Source organism: Pseudomonas sp. NFR02 (assembly GCF_900119375.1).
GTDB lineage: Bacteria > Pseudomonadota > Gammaproteobacteria > Pseudomonadales > Pseudomonadaceae > Aquipseudomonas > Aquipseudomonas paracarnis.
On sequence record NZ_FPJJ01000003.1, the window covers coordinates 109,108 to 123,393 of the forward strand.

The window sequence follows — 14,286 nt, forward strand, 5'->3', positions numbered from 1 at the left end:
GCGGAGCGCCCCGGTCTGCGTGCCCACGCAGAGCGTGGGAACGATCATCACGGGTTTACTGGGCCAGCCAGCCACCATCGATGTTCCAGGCCGCGCCGCGCACCTGGGCACCGGCTTCACTGCACAAGAACAACACCAGCTCCCCGAGCTGCGACGGCGTCACGAATTCCAGCGACGGCTGTTTCTCCGCCAGGAGATCCTGCTGCGCTTGCTGTGGGTCGACCCCGGTAGCCACGCGATCATCAATCTGCTTCTGCACCAGCGGCGTCAGCACCCAGCCCGGGCAGATGGCGTTGCAGGTGACATTGCTGGTGGCGGTTTCCAGGCCCACCACCTTGGTGAGGCCGATCACCCCATGTTTGGCCGCCACATACGCCGCCTTGCCCACTGAGCCGACTTGCCCATGCACCGAGGCGATATTGACGATGCGCCCCCAGCCCTTGGCCTTCATGCCCGGCAAACTGAGGCGTGTGCTGTGGAACACCGAGGACAGGTTGATGGCGATGATCGAATCCCAGCGCTCCACAGGGAAGTCTTCTACCGCTGCCACATGCTGGATACCGGCATTGTTGACCAAGATGTCCACGCCACCGAACTCGCGCTCGGCGTAGGCGAGCATGTCGGCGATTTGCGCGGGGTCGCTGACGTCTGCCGGGTGATGCCCGACCTTGCCGCCAAACGCCTGTACCTGGGCGATCACCGCGCTGGCGTCGCCGAAGCCGTTGAGAATCAGGTTGGCGCCGGCCTTGGCCAGGCTCAGGGCAATCCCTAAGCCGATGCCGCTGGTGGAGCCGGTGACCAGGGCGGTCTTGCCATTCAAAGTTGTCATGAAAACCTCACACAATGCCGGTGGCGTAGAAAGTGCCGATCACCACGAACACCGCAAGGGTCTTGATGATCGTGATGCCAAAAATGTCCTTGTAGGCTTCGCGGTGGGTCAGCCCGGTGACGGCCAGCAGGGTGATCACCGCGCCGTTGTGGGGCAGGGTATCCATGCCGCCGCTGGCCATGGCCGCGACCCGGTGCAGCACCTCAAGGGGGATATTGGCCGCGTGGGCGGCTGCAATAAAGCTCTCGGACATCGCGGCGAGGGCGATGCTCATGCCGCCGGAAGCGGAGCCGGTGATACCGGCCAGCAAGGTCACGGTGATCGCTTCGTTGACCAGCGGGTTGGGGATGCCCTTGAGCCAGTCCGCCAGTACCAGAAAGCCTGGCAGCGAGGCGATTACTGCGCCAAAGCCGTATTCCGAGGCGGTGTTCATTGCCGCTAGCAGCGCACCGCTGACCGCACTTTTACTGCCTTCGGCCAGCTTGCTCCTGATCGCCGAGAAGCCGAATACCAGCACCACGATAATCCCCACCAGCAACGCCGCCTGCACCGCCCAGATCGCGGTGAGCTTGGCGATTTCCGTGGTCACCGGCGTGCTCATGCCCGGCAGGCTGAGGCTGTGGGTCTTGCCGTACCACTGCGGGATCCAGTGGGTGAACAACAGGTTCATCACCCCCACCAGGATCAGCGGCGACAACGCGAGCCACGGGTTGGGCAAGCTCAGGTTGTCGGCGGTTTCGGGCTCATTGCGCAACTCGGTGCCATAACCTTCACCGGCGCGCTGGGCCTTGTTGCGCTGGCGTGCGAGGTAGAGCATACCGGCGCAAAACACGAAGATCGTGCCGATTAGCCCTAGCCACGGTGCCGCCCAGGCGGTGGTGTTGAAGAAGGTACTGGGGATGATGTTCTGGATCTGCGGCGTACCGGGTAGGGCGTCCATGGTGAACGAGAAGGCGCCGAGGGCGATGGTCGCCGGGATCAGGCGCTTGGGGATATTGCTCTGGCGGAACATCTCGGCGGCGAACGGGTACACCGCAAACACCACCACGAACAGCGACACGCCACCGTAGGTGAGCAGGGCGCAGACCAGCACAATCACCAGCATCGCCTGGCGCGTGCCGAGCAAGCGGATCGCGGCGGCGACGATCGAGCGCGAAAACCCCGACAGCTCAATGAGCTTGCCGAACACCGCACCGAGCAGGAATACCGGGAAATACAGCTTGATAAAACCGACCATCTTTTCCATGAACACCCCGGTAAAGGCAGGGGCGACGGCGGACGGGTCGGTGAGCAGCACCGCGCCAAGGGCGGCGATGGGGGCAAACAGGATAACGCTATAGCCACGGTAGGCGGCCAGCATCAGCAGCGCGAGCGCGGCCAGGGCAATGATCACACTCATGGTGTGTCTCCATCGGATTGTTATTGTTGTGGGTGAGGCTGTGGGAGGAAGCTATAGCGAGATGTGTGCCAGATTTATAACTTGTTGATATATATAGATTTACTGTGGATTCAGAGTGATTTTCGAGACGGTAGTCTCAATCTGGAGACGAGTGGAGATCCTTGTGGGAGCTGGCTTGCCTGCGATAGTGGTGGTTCAGCTGGCTTGTAGGGCACTGTTAGACCGCTATCCCAGGCAACCCAGCTTACACATAAGAATGTCTTGATATTGGGAATAGAGTCTCTTTTTTGAGACTAGGTTAGTCCAAGCGCCAGCATTTTTTTATACAATGTCGACCGCCCAAGCCCCAACCGCTTGGCCGCCTCTACAACATTTCCGTCACTGGCCTTGAGCGCGCCCGCAATCACCTGGCGATCAAACCGCTGCCGCGCCGCCGCAAAGGTTTCACCCTCGACCGCCGCCACCGCGCCTCGCTGTACCGGGCTGAACGTGCCAATCGCTGCGCGAAGGTCGCTGGCATTGAGCATCAGGTCATCACTCAACAGCGCCGCACGCTCCAGCACATTGCGCAGCTCGCGGATATTGCCCGGCCAGGCATGTTGGGCCAACAGCGCCAGGGCATCGCGGTCCAGTTCGTGCTGGCTGCGCAACTCCTCAAGGATCGCCTCGCTCAATGCCGGAATATCCTCCAGCCGCTCACGCAACGGCGGCACCTGGATCGGCAGCACATTGAGGCGGTAATACAGATCGGCACGAAACTCGCCACGCTTGATCGCTGCCTCCAGGTCCATGGACGTCGCGGCAATCACCCGCACATCACTGTGCAGCATCTCGTTGGAGCCCACCGGTTCGAATTCCTTTTCCTGCAACACCCGCAGCAATTTGCTTTGCAGTGGCAGCGGCATGTCGCCGATTTCATCGAGAAACAGCGTGCCGCCCTGGGCGATCTGGAATTTGCCGGGGCGACCCTTGCGGTCGGCACCGGTAAAGGCGCCGGGTGCGGTGCCGAAGAATTCGGCTTCAAGCAGGTCATGGGGAATCGCCGCGCTGTTGATGCTCACAAAGGCTTTGTGCGCCCGGGGCGATGCGCCGTGGATGGCCTGGGCGAGCAACTCCTTGCCGGTGCCGGTTTCCCCGAGCAGCAATACCGGCGACTCGGCACTCGCACTGCGCCGCGCCCGGCGCTTGACCTCAAGGCTGGCGGCGCTGGTGCCGATAAAGTGCGCAAAGTTGTATTTGCTTTGCCGCGAACGCAGCAGCGAGCGCGTGGAGGCCAGCTCCTGCTGCATGCTCAGGTAACGCTCGATCAACGGCGACAGGTTGCGCAGTTCATCGAACAGCGCAAACCCGATCGCGCCGATCACCGCCCCGGCCTCGTCGTGGATCGGCAGGCGCATCACCACCAGTGGGCCTTTGGGAGTGTCCTGGATATCCAGCAGGATCGGCCGGTCGTTGCGCACCACCTGGCGCAGCAGGCTGTTGGAAATCACCTGCTCGCAAGGCTGGCCAATGGCTTGGTCGGCGCTCTTGAGGCCAAAGCGCTTGGCGTAACGCTCGTTCATCCACACGATATTTGCATCGCGGTCGACGATGACCGTGCCCTCGCTGGACTGCTCGATGATCTCGAACAGCGACTGGATGGCCAGGCCGCGAACCTGTTGGTAGTCCTTGAGGCTAGTGCTCATGGGTACAGAATCCTGTTAATGATCGTTCCCACGCTCTGTGTGGGAATGCCTACCGTGACGCTCTGCGTCACTTGGCGTAGGGCCAGGGCACGACGCGGAGCGTCTCGGGTTGTGTTCCCACGCAGAGCGTGGGAACAATCTCACCCCTACAAAGGGATGTGCGCTGCTGCCAGCAGTTCTTTGGTGTACGGGTGTTGGGGCGATTCGAACACCTCATGGCTCGCGCCACGCTCCACCACCTTGCCATCCTTGACCACGATCATGTCATGGGCCATGGCGCGCACCACCGCCAGGTCATGGCTGATAAACAGGTAGGTCAGGCCGTATTTGTCCTGCAGTTCGCGCAGCAGCGCCACCACTTGTTTCTGCACCGTACGGTCCAGGGCCGAGGTGGGTTCGTCGAGCAGCATCAGCGCTGGCTTGAGTACCAGGGCGCGGGCAATGGCGATGCGTTGGCGCTGGCCACCGGAAAACTCATGGGGGTAGCGATGTCGGCTGGCAGGGTCGAGGCCCACGTCCTTGAGCACCTGGACCACTTGCGCATCGCGGTCGGCCAGGCTGCACGGGGCATGCACTTCCAGGCCCTCGCTGATGATCTGCTGCACCGACATGCGCGGGCTGAGGCTGCCATAGGGGTCCTGGAACACCACCTGCATCTGCTTGCGCCATGGGCGCATCTGCTGATGGTTGAGCGGGTCCAGAGCTTCACCCTGAAAGCGGATGCTGCCGCTGGAGTCGAGCAAGCGCAGGATCGCCTGGCCCAGGGTGGACTTGCCGGAGCCGGACTCGCCGACAATCCCCAGGGTCTTGCCGCGCTGCACGCTGAGGCTGATGCCGTCCACTGCGCGCAGGTAGGTCTTGGCCCGGAACAGTCCGCCACCGAGAGGGAATTGCACGCTCAGGTCATCCACTTCCAGTACCGTGTCACGCGGCTCGCTGCACAGCACGTCGCCCGAGGGCTCGGCATCCAGCAGCAGGCGGCTGTAGGGATGCTGGGGGGCGGTGAACAAGGCCTGGCAGTCGGCCTGCTCGACGATTTCGCCGGCACGCATCACGCAGACCCGCTGGGCGATACTGCGTACCAGGTTGAGGTCATGGCTGATCAGCAGCAGCGACATGCCCAGGCGTTGTTGCAAGGACTTGAGCAGCAGCAGGATCTTGCGCTGCACCGTCACGTCCAGCGCCGTGGTGGGCTCGTCGGCAATCAGCAGTTCGGGCTCGCAGGCCAGGGCCATGGCGATCATCACCCGCTGGCGCTGGCCGCCGGACAATTGATGGGGGTAGGCCTTGAGCCGTTCCTGGGGTTTCTGGATGCCCACCAGTTCCAGCAGTTCGAGGATGCGCGCCTGCGCCGCCTTGCCGCCCAGGCCCTTGTGCAGCAGCAGGGTTTCGCCGATCTGCTTTTCGATGCTGTGCAGGGGGTTCAGGGAGGTCATCGGCTCCTGGAAGATCATGGCAATGCGGTTGCCGCGCAATTTTTGCAAGGTACTCGGTGAGGCGCCGATCAGTTCCTGGCCGCGATACTTGATCGAACCCAGGGTCTCGGTGCCGGCTTGTGGCAGCAGTTGCAGGATCGAATGGGCCGTCACCGACTTGCCCGAGCCCGACTCGCCCACCAGCGCCAGGCACTCGCCAGGGCGCACGTCCAGGCTCAGGTTGCGCACGACGGTCTGGCCGTTGAAGGCGACGCACAGGTCGCGGATTTCGATCAGGTTCATACGCGGTCACTCATGAGCGGGGGTCGAAGGCATCACGCAGTGCCTCGCCGATAAACACCAGCAACGACAGAATCAGCGCCAGGGTGAAAAACGCCGTCAAGCCCAGCCACGGCGCTTGCAGGTTCTGCTTGCCCTGGCCGATCAGCTCGCCCAGGGACGCGCTGCCGGCGGGCATGCCGAAGCCAAGGAAATCCAGGGCGCTCAAGGTGGATATCGCCCCGGTCAAAATGAACGGCAAATAGCTGAGGGTCGCGGTCATGGCGTTGGGCAGGATGTGCCGACGAATGATCTTGCCGTCGCCCAGGCCCAGGGCGCGCGCGGCCTTGACGTATTCCAGGTTGCGCCCGCGCAGGAACTCGGCGCGCACCACGTCCACCAGGGCCAGCCAGGAAAACAGCGCCATGATCCCCAGCAACCACCAGAAATTCGGCTCCACAAACCCCGACAGGATAATCAGCAGGTACAGCACCGGCAGGCCAGACCACACCTCCAGGATGCGCTGGCCGAGCAAGTCTACCCAGCCACCGTAGTATCCCTGCAACGCCCCGGCGGCAATGCCAATGACGGCGCTGATGGCGGTCAGGGCCAGGGCAAACAGGATCGACACCCGTGCACCAAAGATCACCCGGGCCAACACATCGCGGGACTGGTCATCGGTGCCCAGCCAGTTCACCGCCGACGGCGGGCTCGGGGCAGGGCGGGTGAGTTCGTAGTTGGGCGTGTCATCGCTGAAAGGAATTGGCGGAAACAGCATCCAGCCGCCCTCCTGCTTGATCAGCTTTTGCACGTAGTCACTGCGGTAGTCCGCCTGGAACGGCAACTGCCCACCGAACTGCTGCTCGGTGTAGCGCTTGAACACCGGAAAATACAGCTCGTTCTTGAAACTGAGCACCAGCGGCTTGTCATTGGCGATCAACTCGCCGCCCAGGGTCAGGATAAACAGGCCGATAAACAGCCACAGCGACCACCAGCCACGGCGGTTTTTCTTGAAGCGCTCGAAGCGTCGGCGGGCCACCGGGGAGAGGTTGAGCATCAGGCGTTCCTCGCGGCGAAGTCGATACGCGGGTCCACCAGGGTGTAGCAGAGGTCACCGATGAGTTTTATCAAGAGGCCGAACAGGGTGAAGATAAACAGCGAGCCGAACACCACCGGGTAGTCGCGGGACACGGCCGCCTCGTAGCTCATGCGGCCCAGGCCATCGAGGGAGAAGATCACCTCGATCAGCAGCGAACCGGCAAAGAACACGCTGATAAACGCTTGGGGAATCCCCGAGATCACCAGCAACATCGCATTGCGGAACACGTGACCGTACAACACCCGGCGTTCGCTCAAACCCTTGGCGCGGGCGGTGACCACGTACTGGCGGGTAATTTCATTGAGGAACGAGTTCTTGGTGAGGATGGTCAAGGTGGCGAACCCGCCGATCACCAACGCGGTTACCGGCAATACCAGGTGCCAGAAGTAGTCGGCGATTTTGCCCACGGCGCTCAGTTCGGCGAAATTTTCCGAGACCAGCCCGCGTACCGGGAACCAGTTCAGCGAGGTACCGCCAGCGAACACCACGATCAGGAACATCGCGAACAGGAATGCCGGCATCGCGTAACCGATGACGATGGCCGTGCTGCTCCACATATCAAAGCTGCTGCCATGGCGCACGGCCTTGCGTATGCCCAGCGGGATCGACACCAGGTAGGTGATCAGCGTGGCCCACAGGCCGAGGGAAATGGTGACGGGCATCTTTTCCAGGATCAGGTCAGTTACCGTCGCGCCGCGAAAGAAGCTGTTGCCGAAGTCCAGTTGGGCGTAATTCTTGAGCATCAACCACAGGCGTTCCGGCGCGGATTTGTCGAAGCCGTATTGTTTCTCGATGTCCTTGATCAGCTTTGGGTCCAGACCGCGGCTGGCTCGCGAGCCGCTGATGCCTTCGCCGGATGCGCCGGCTACACCACCGCCGCCAATGCCTTGCAAGTGGGCGATAGCTTGCTCCACCGGCCCGCCGGGCGCGGCCTGCACGATCACGAAGTTCACCAACAGGATGATCACCAGCGTCGGGATGATCAGCAGCAGGCGCCGTACGATATAGGCAAACATCAGTGGGCCTCTCCGCGTTTTTTCAACTCAGCCTGCATTTGTTCGTTCGTCAGCGGGGTGGGGCTGACTTCCCACCAGGTTTCCAGGGCTTCGTCGTTCTTCGCCTCGATGGCCGGGCGCCCGAAACGGTTCCACCATGCGGCGGAGGTGCCCGGTGGGTAATAGTTGGGGATCCACAGGTAATTCCATTGCAGCACACGGTCCAGGGCGTGGGCATAGGTGAGCATCTTCGCCTGGGTGTCAGCCTTGACCAGGCCATGGATCAGGGTATCGACGGCCGGGTCCTTGAGCACGATGTAGTTGTTGGCGCCCGAATCGAACGCGGCGGCAGAGCCGAAATAGTTGTACAGCTCCATGCCGGGCGAGGTGGTGACCGGGAAACCCGTGACGATCATGTCGTAGTCGCGGGCCATCAGTCGGTTGACGTATTGCGAGGAGTCGATGCGGCGGATATTCAGGGTGATGCCGATCTGCGCCAGGTTACGTTTGTAGGGCAGCAACAGGCGCTCAAGGCCGTTCTGGACGTTGAGGAAGGTGAATTCCAGTGGCTCGCCCTGGGCATTGACGAGTTTGTCGCCCACAGGTTTCCAGCCGGCGTCTTCCAGCAGGGCCAAGGCTTGCAGCTGTTTGTCGCGGATCATGCCACTGCCATCGGTGACCGGGGCCTTGAACACCTGGGTAAACACCTCGTCGGGAACCTGACCGCGCAGGGGTTCGAGGATCGCCAGTTCTTCCGGGGTCGGTAACTGGCTGGCGGCCAGCGGGCTATTGGAGAAATAGCTCTGCTGGCGGATGTACAGGTTGCGCATCATCTGGCGGTTGGCCCATTCAAAGTCCCACAGCATCGCCAGGGCCTGGCGCACGCGGCGATCCTTGAACATCGGTTTTTGCACATTGAACACATAGCCCTGGGCCGGCTGCGGCATCTCCTTGGCCAGGTGCGCGCGCTGCAGACGGCCATCGTCCAGGGCCGGGCCGTTGTAGCCGATGGAGTAACCGGTGGCGGAGAATTCACGGTTGAAATCATAGGCGCCGCCGCGTAGCACTTGGCGCGCTACTTCGGTGTCGCCGAAGTACTCCAGGCTCAGGTGATCGAAGTTGTACAAGCCGCGGCTGACCGGCAAGTCCTTGCCCCACCAGTCGGGGTCGCGGGTGAAGGTGATGGTACTGCCGGAGTCGATCTTGCTGACCTTGTAAGGGCCGCTGCCCAGTGGCGCTTCGTAGCCGCCGCCGTTGGCAAAGTCGCGGGTCTTCCACCAGTGCTCGGGGAACACCGGCAAAGTGGCAAGATCCAGAGGGAGGGTGCGGTTTTCGTTGCTGGAAAAATCAAAGCGCACCTGTCGTTCGCCTTCGATTTCGACGTGTTTGACGTCTGCAAATAAAGTGCGATAGCGCAGGCTGCCTTGGGTCATCAACACGTCAAAGCTGTAGCGCACGTCTTGCGCGGTAATGGGCGTGCCATCGGCAAAGCGCGCCTTAGGGTTCAGGTAGAAGCGCAGCGACAGGCCGTCGTCGGCCCGTTCCATCTTTTGCGCCACCAGGCCATAGACGGTGTAAGGCTCATCCAGCGAGCGCAACGCCAAGGGTGCATACACCCAGCCGTCGACCTGGGACACGCCGATCCCTTTGTCGATATAGGGCAGCACATGGTCAAACCGCCCCACCTCCAGCGCTGAGCGCCGCAGGCTGCCGCCCTTGGGGGCGTTGGGGTTGGCATAGTCGAAATGGCTGAAACCTTCGGCGTACTTGGCGGGCTCGCCGTACACCGTCAGGTAGGTTTGCGGGGCTGCGATCACCGCAGTGCTGGCCATTAGAAAGGCCAGGGTGGAGCAGAGCAGAGATGAAAAAGCCAATCGCATTATCAGCCTTGAGCGCCGGGTAAAGAATAATAAGGATTTGTACGCTAACGGCCTGGGCATCGCCAGTCATCAGATGCACAACGGCCCACCAAAGGGCGGGCCGTTGTTTATAGCATCAGCGCAGATTGAATCAATCCTGGCGGCTGGTGACTTCCAGCAGGTGATAGCCGAACTGGGTCTTCACCGGGCCTTGCACGGTGTTGACCGGGGCACTGAAGACCACGGTGTCGAATTCCTTGACCATCTGGCCTGGGCCGAACGAACCGAGGTCACCGCCCTGACGGCTGGATGGGCAGCTGGAGTTGGCTTTAGCGACTTCTGCGAAATCAGCGCCGCCTTCGATTTGGGCCTTGAGTTCGTTGCACTTGTCTTCAGAGGCAACGAGGATGTGACGGGCGGTGGCTTTGGCCATGGTGAGTAACTCCTAGAGTAAAAAACGGTGAGCGTACCGGATTCAGGCGGTTATTTCTCGGCAAAGTTCCACTGGGTTTTCAGTCGCCGCTGTTTAGGTCATGCCGGTTCAAGGCAGTACGAGATAGTCGTTGCGCTGCACGATCGCTCGGTGCGCTGCTTGCACCAGGTGGATATAGCGGCCGTCCACCAGGTCGATGGGCAGGCAATCGTCGATATCCAGCACCGTGTCGGTGTGGGCCTGGGACCAGTGGCTGAGCATCTGCTGCTTACCTTTGCGCATGGCCTCCTGTTTGTTACGGGCGACCACCAGCAGGTAGTGGTGGGCTTCGCCAAAGCTATTGGCCTCGTAGCCGCCGAGGTTGATGAAGTACAGGCGCGGCGCATCGCCGTGGGGCGCCAGGTGGCTCAGTTCAACCTTCCAGCCGTCGACGCCATCGACGGCCATCCATGAATCGATGTGTACGCCTTTGGGGCTGCCAAACCAGGCGTCGCGTAATTGTGGGTAGGTGGCTTGCAGGGTATCGGCCACTGCGAATACCACATCGTGTACTTCGATCCTGGCTCGCGGGTGCTTTCCCCCGAGCATGACGACAAACAGCATTACCGGGGTTTCCTGGGGAGTGGTTAGAGGGCAACCATACTGCGATTGAGCTGGTTTGTCCGGTTGTGATGGGGCCTGTGTGTCGCGACGCTGAACCTGTGGGAGCTGGCTTGCCTGCGATAACGCCCTGACAAGCAATACCTATCTACCTGACACCCCAGGATCCAACTGTGGGAGCTGGCTTGCCTGCGATAACGCCCTGACAAGCAATACCTATCTACCTGACACCCCACAATCCAACTGTGGGAGCGGGCTTGCTAGCGAAGGCGGCCTGGCAGTCAACACAGTTGGATTGTGTACATATCCATTTCTGCGGTAACGGCCACCTAGGGTTCCGCCCAACGGCGGCTCACTTTCGAAAAGCGCGAAAGTAAGCAAAGCGCTCTTGCCCCACCACTCGGCACCTCGCTTGGGCTCGGTGTGCCCGAACGCAGGCTTGAGTCCGTGGGCCGCCGCCACGCGCCATCCATGGCGCGGGGCGGCTAACCCGGCGTCCTGCCGGGTTAGCCACGAATTCAAGCCTGCGTTCGGCCAGCGTGGTTTAACGGGGCGCCTGAGATCAAGATCAAAAGCAGATCAAGATCAACAGCGGCTCGCTTCGCATCGTGGTTACCGTCTTTACTGCTCGCGTTAACCCGTCACTGGGCTGCGCCAGTCATCCGAGCCGGACGTCCCGGCCACTTCGTGAGTCCAGATAATCTTGCGATAGGTGAAGTGCACATCCTCCAGGTGGGTAAAGTGGGCGTTGTCTGGGTCTTGGCAGTTGGGCATGCGAGATTGGATGTCAACGATGGTGGCGCCTTCCAGTTCAATCGTGAAGTAGTGCTCCTGGGTTCCGGCCGAGGAGGTGCGCAGCCACTCCAGGCGGCAGGACACTTCTTCGCCGGTGGTCAGGGCGCTGAACAGCAAGGGTGAGGATTTATCGAAAACCTTGCTGATCATCAGGGGTTTATGCACGCGCTGACCGGTCGGCTGGCCCGATTGCGGGTCGCGGGGAATGATCACCTGATGAGCAAACGCCTGCACCAGAATCTGGTCCTCATGGCCTTCCTGATAAATGTTGCCTACCGAGTCCTGGGTAAATGTGCCTGCCGTAATCAAACCTTGTTTGACACCAGTGATGGAGAGGTACGCGGGTGTGGGCATGACGGGTTTCCTTGCCTGATTGAGTAGGTATTGCCGGGCAGCGAGAGCGCTGAGCGGTCAAGTGCCTTTAACAAGAAGCGTGCCTGAAATTGTGAGGCTCAATGAAATAAGGGCGAAGAAGACTCAGTGGCCGTTATTGAGAATTTGTTGTAGGGCTGTGGGTGAGTTTTTAGCGCTATTAGTTGCACGCCTATGCGCACTTAGTTGCTCATGTCATGTGTTTTTGTAAATGCAAGGCTGTGGGCGCTTGAGAGTGTTTTCTAGTTGGATAGACTGCGCAAATAAATGCGCATGTCTTTATTTTCAAGCTGCGTAGGATGTTTCTTAAGTTCCGTTCCGTTACTTGCTGATTGTTTTTTTCGTGGCTAAGGTTCGTTCACTTCGATGTGGTTTGAACGGAAGTTAAAAGGTTTTTAACAGCGACGTTAATTTTGCCTATTTTGCCTTGGATGGTTGTGTGCAGCCCAAAATAGTTTATTCAGAACAGCTATATGCCTATTGCCAGGAACTTGCCCGGACAGCGTGTTCGCCAAGCAGTTTTGTTGGTAGCGACATGCGTTTTTCAAGCGAGTTTGAGGTGCTGGAAACCGAGTTGGGCAAGGCTCATTCCATTCATGGTGCGGGGCTGCCGGATTGGCAGAAGATCAGCGAGATCAGCGAGTGCATTTTGCGTGAGCATTCCAAGGATCTGCGCGTTGCCGCCTGGTTGACCTGGGCCCTGTATCAGCGTGATTCATTCGCTGGGTTGCTGGCTGGTCTCGGTGTGCTGCGCGAACTCTGCGAGCACCATTGGACGCAGGTCTATCCAGTTAAGCTGCGTACCCGCGTTGCGGCGTTTGGCTGGTTGGTGTTGCGCCTTGAGCAAGCGTGCGCGCACAACCTGCCGCTCAGTGATCAACGGCCTTTATTCCAGGCGCTGTTGGAACACCTCGAATGTCTCGATCAGATATGGGGTGAACAGCTTGGCAGCGAGGCGCCGCTGCTGTTGCCGGTTCGCCGGCAGCTGTCGGCGCGCTTGGCCCAGGCTGCTGCCGAACCTGGCGACGTCGCGGGCGTCATTGCCCGGGTCAAACCTGCGCCAAGCCCGCTGCCGGCCCCCGAGCAACCGCTCAATAACGAAAAAGACGCGCACAAACGGCTGCGCGCATTGCAGGAGCAGGCTCGGCCTTTATGTACCTGGTGGTTGCGTCAGGATGCGGCCGACCCGCGCGCCTTGCGCCTGGGCCGAACCTTGGCCTGGCTGATGCTCGTCAATTATCCCGACGCCAATAATGAGCGCGTCACGGCGCTGCGCCCATTGGCTACCGACAAGCGCAAGCGCTATCAAGACCGCTTCAGCCAAGGCCATTACGCCGATCTGTTGCTTGAACTCGAGGTCAGCCTGGCCGGTGCAATGTTCTGGTTCGATGGTTTGCGCATGGTCTGGGAGTGCCTGGAGGCCTTGCACGCAGACCTCGCCATGACCGAACTGGAAATGCAATTTGCTCTGCTGCTGCATCGCCTGCCGAACCTGCCTGAGTATCGGTTCGAGGACGGCACGCCCTTTGCCGACTCCGCGACAGGTGAGTGGATCGCATTTCACGTCATGCGTCACCTGCACAAGCCTGAGCCCTCCAATGTCGTCGTCGACAGCGCTGCTCAGCCCTGGGAAGCCGCGTTGCAGGCGGTGATGCCCTGCCTGCGCAAAGACGGGCTCAAGGCCGCGGTGAGTGTGCTCAAGCAAGGGCTGCGGGCGGCGAGCGGTGATCGAGCGCGTTTTCACTGGCACCTGGCGCTGGCCAGGTTGTGTGTGGCGGCCGGCAAGCATGACCTGGCCAGGATCCAGCTGGAACAACTCGACCTGCAATTACAGCGCACGGGCCTGGAAAGTTGGGAGCCGGAGCTGGCCATGCAAGTGGGTCAACTGCTGTATCGCTGCTACGACCTGTTGCCACAAAACCAAGCCGTACAAGACGGAAAAGACACCCTGCATCGCCGGTTATGCCATTTCGACCTGGAAGCAGTACTTGAATAGCGCCTCATCAAAAGGAGAAGCACCATGGCCAAAGACGGTTCGGTAGCCCCCAAGGAACGTATCAATATTACCTTCAAACCCGCGGTCGGTAGCGCTCAGGAAGATGTCGAACTGCCGTTGAAGCTGCTGGTGCTGGGGGATTTTTCCCAGCGCGCGGACCCACGCAAACTCGAAGATCGCAAGCCCATCGGTATCGACAAGCACACCTTTGACGAGGTGTTGGCCAAGCAAGCATTGAGCCTGACGCTGAGCGTTCCCAACCGCCTCCAGGATGCAGCCGACGTGGAAGAACTGCCGGTTCAGGTGCGAATCAACACCATGAAGGACTTCAACCCCGCGAACCTGGTGGAGCAGATCCCGCAATTGCAAAAGTTGATGGCATTGCGTGAGGCATTAGTGGCGCTCAAGGGACCGCTGGGCAATACGCCCAGCTTTCGCAACGCTATCGAGCGGGCGTTGGCCAATGGTGACTCTCGCGCACGAGTGCTCGCCGAACTGGGCCTGGATAGGCCTCAAGCCTGACGTTTTCA

At 60.6% G+C, this 14,286-nt stretch carries 12 protein-coding genes; 2 read left to right on the top strand and 10 right to left on the bottom strand.

All coding sequences use genetic code 11. From position 1 onward, the window contains the following. Window positions 1-55 precede the first annotated feature (55 nt). The 10 genes from BT199_RS10960 to BT199_RS11010 all read right to left on the bottom strand — a co-directional run bounded on the left by BT199_RS10960 (window position 56) and on the right by BT199_RS11010 (window position 11,742). Complete coding sequence (locus tag BT199_RS10960; protein ID WP_003191811.1) at window positions 56-829, bottom strand: 3-hydroxybutyrate dehydrogenase; 774 nt, start codon at window positions 827-829, stop codon at window positions 56-58. Between the two features lie 7 nt (window positions 830-836). Then, window positions 837-2,228, bottom strand: coding sequence for a GntP family permease (locus BT199_RS10965; RefSeq protein ID WP_038449931.1), 1,392 nt, complete (start codon window positions 2,226-2,228; stop codon window positions 837-839). Between the two features lie 293 nt (window positions 2,229-2,521). Continuing rightward, the gene (locus BT199_RS10970; RefSeq protein ID WP_014718208.1) at window positions 2,522-3,913 is read right to left on the bottom strand and encodes a sigma-54 interaction domain-containing protein; all 1,392 of its coding nucleotides are present in this window, start codon (window positions 3,911-3,913) and stop codon (window positions 2,522-2,524) included. A gap of 146 nt (window positions 3,914-4,059) precedes the next feature. Then, window positions 4,060-5,631: an ABC transporter ATP-binding protein gene (locus BT199_RS10975; RefSeq protein ID WP_072434468.1), complete on the bottom strand. Its 1,572-nt coding sequence runs from the start codon at window positions 5,629-5,631 to the stop codon at window positions 4,060-4,062. Window positions 5,632-5,641: 10 nt separating this feature from the next. Beyond that, window positions 5,642-6,664, bottom strand: coding sequence for an ABC transporter permease (locus tag BT199_RS10980; protein ID WP_014718210.1), 1,023 nt, complete (start codon window positions 6,662-6,664; stop codon window positions 5,642-5,644). Beyond that, entirely contained in the window at window positions 6,664-7,722 is a 1,059-nt protein-coding gene (locus BT199_RS10985) for a microcin C ABC transporter permease YejB (RefSeq protein ID WP_038449934.1), read from the bottom strand. The genes BT199_RS10980 and BT199_RS10985 overlap by 1 nt, the downstream gene beginning before the upstream one ends. Continuing rightward, a complete protein-coding gene (locus tag BT199_RS10990; RefSeq protein WP_014718211.1) occupies window positions 7,722-9,581 on the bottom strand; it encodes an extracellular solute-binding protein in 1,860 nt (619 codons plus the stop codon). Before BT199_RS10990 ends, BT199_RS10985 begins: the two co-directional genes overlap by 1 nt. A 130-nt stretch (window positions 9,582-9,711) precedes the next feature. Beyond that, on the bottom strand, window positions 9,712-9,993 hold the full coding sequence (locus BT199_RS10995) for a peptidylprolyl isomerase (protein WP_014718212.1): 282 nt from the start codon (window positions 9,991-9,993) through the stop codon (window positions 9,712-9,714). 108 nt (window positions 9,994-10,101) lie between these two features. Next, complete coding sequence (locus BT199_RS11000; protein WP_038449936.1) at window positions 10,102-10,596, bottom strand: DUF1543 domain-containing protein; 495 nt, start codon at window positions 10,594-10,596, stop codon at window positions 10,102-10,104. Window positions 10,597-11,226: 630 nt separating this feature from the next. Then, the gene (locus tag BT199_RS11010) at window positions 11,227-11,742 is read right to left on the bottom strand and encodes an Hcp family type VI secretion system effector (RefSeq protein ID WP_014718214.1); all 516 of its coding nucleotides are present in this window, start codon (window positions 11,740-11,742) and stop codon (window positions 11,227-11,229) included. Window positions 11,743-12,211: 469 nt separating this feature from the next. Here BT199_RS11010 and tssA point away from each other — a divergent pair, with 469 nt between their 5' ends. Together tssA and tssB are read left to right on the top strand one after the other, a co-directional pair. Next, the gene (gene tssA, locus BT199_RS11015; protein ID WP_175556211.1) at window positions 12,212-13,756 is read left to right on the top strand and encodes a type VI secretion system protein TssA; all 1,545 of its coding nucleotides are present in this window, start codon (window positions 12,212-12,214) and stop codon (window positions 13,754-13,756) included. A 24-nt stretch (window positions 13,757-13,780) separates the two neighbouring features. Next, complete coding sequence (gene tssB / locus BT199_RS11020; RefSeq protein WP_014718216.1) at window positions 13,781-14,278, top strand: type VI secretion system contractile sheath small subunit; 498 nt, start codon at window positions 13,781-13,783, stop codon at window positions 14,276-14,278. Window positions 14,279-14,286: the final 8 nt, after the last annotated feature.

Bases quoted from the DNA above. Each gene is read 5' to 3' on its own strand.
- BT199_RS10975 (WP_072434468.1), bottom strand. From the start codon at position 5,631: ATGAACCTGATCGAAATCCGCGACCTGTGCGTCGCCTTCAACGGCCAG.
- BT199_RS10980 (WP_014718210.1), bottom strand. From the start codon at position 6,664: ATGCTCAACCTCTCCCCGGTGGCCCGCCGACGCTTCGAGCGCTTCAAG.
- BT199_RS10985 (WP_038449934.1), bottom strand. From the start codon at position 7,722: ATGTTTGCCTATATCGTACGGCGCCTGCTGCTGATCATCCCGACGCTG.
- BT199_RS10960 (WP_003191811.1), bottom strand. From the start codon at position 829: ATGACAACTTTGAATGGCAAGACCGCCCTGGTCACCGGCTCCACCAGC.
- tssB (WP_014718216.1), top strand. From the start codon at position 13,781: ATGGCCAAAGACGGTTCGGTAGCCCCCAAGGAACGTATCAATATTACC.
- BT199_RS11010 (WP_014718214.1), bottom strand. From the start codon at position 11,742: ATGCCCACACCCGCGTACCTCTCCATCACTGGTGTCAAACAAGGTTTG.
- BT199_RS10965 (WP_038449931.1), bottom strand. From the start codon at position 2,228: ATGAGTGTGATCATTGCCCTGGCCGCGCTCGCGCTGCTGATGCTGGCC.
- BT199_RS10970 (WP_014718208.1), bottom strand. From the start codon at position 3,913: ATGAGCACTAGCCTCAAGGACTACCAACAGGTTCGCGGCCTGGCCATC.
- BT199_RS11000 (WP_038449936.1), bottom strand. From the start codon at position 10,596: ATGCTGTTTGTCGTCATGCTCGGGGGAAAGCACCCGCGAGCCAGGATC.
- BT199_RS10995 (WP_014718212.1), bottom strand. From the start codon at position 9,993: ATGGCCAAAGCCACCGCCCGTCACATCCTCGTTGCCTCTGAAGACAAG.
- BT199_RS10990 (WP_014718211.1), bottom strand. From the start codon at position 9,581: ATGCGATTGGCTTTTTCATCTCTGCTCTGCTCCACCCTGGCCTTTCTA.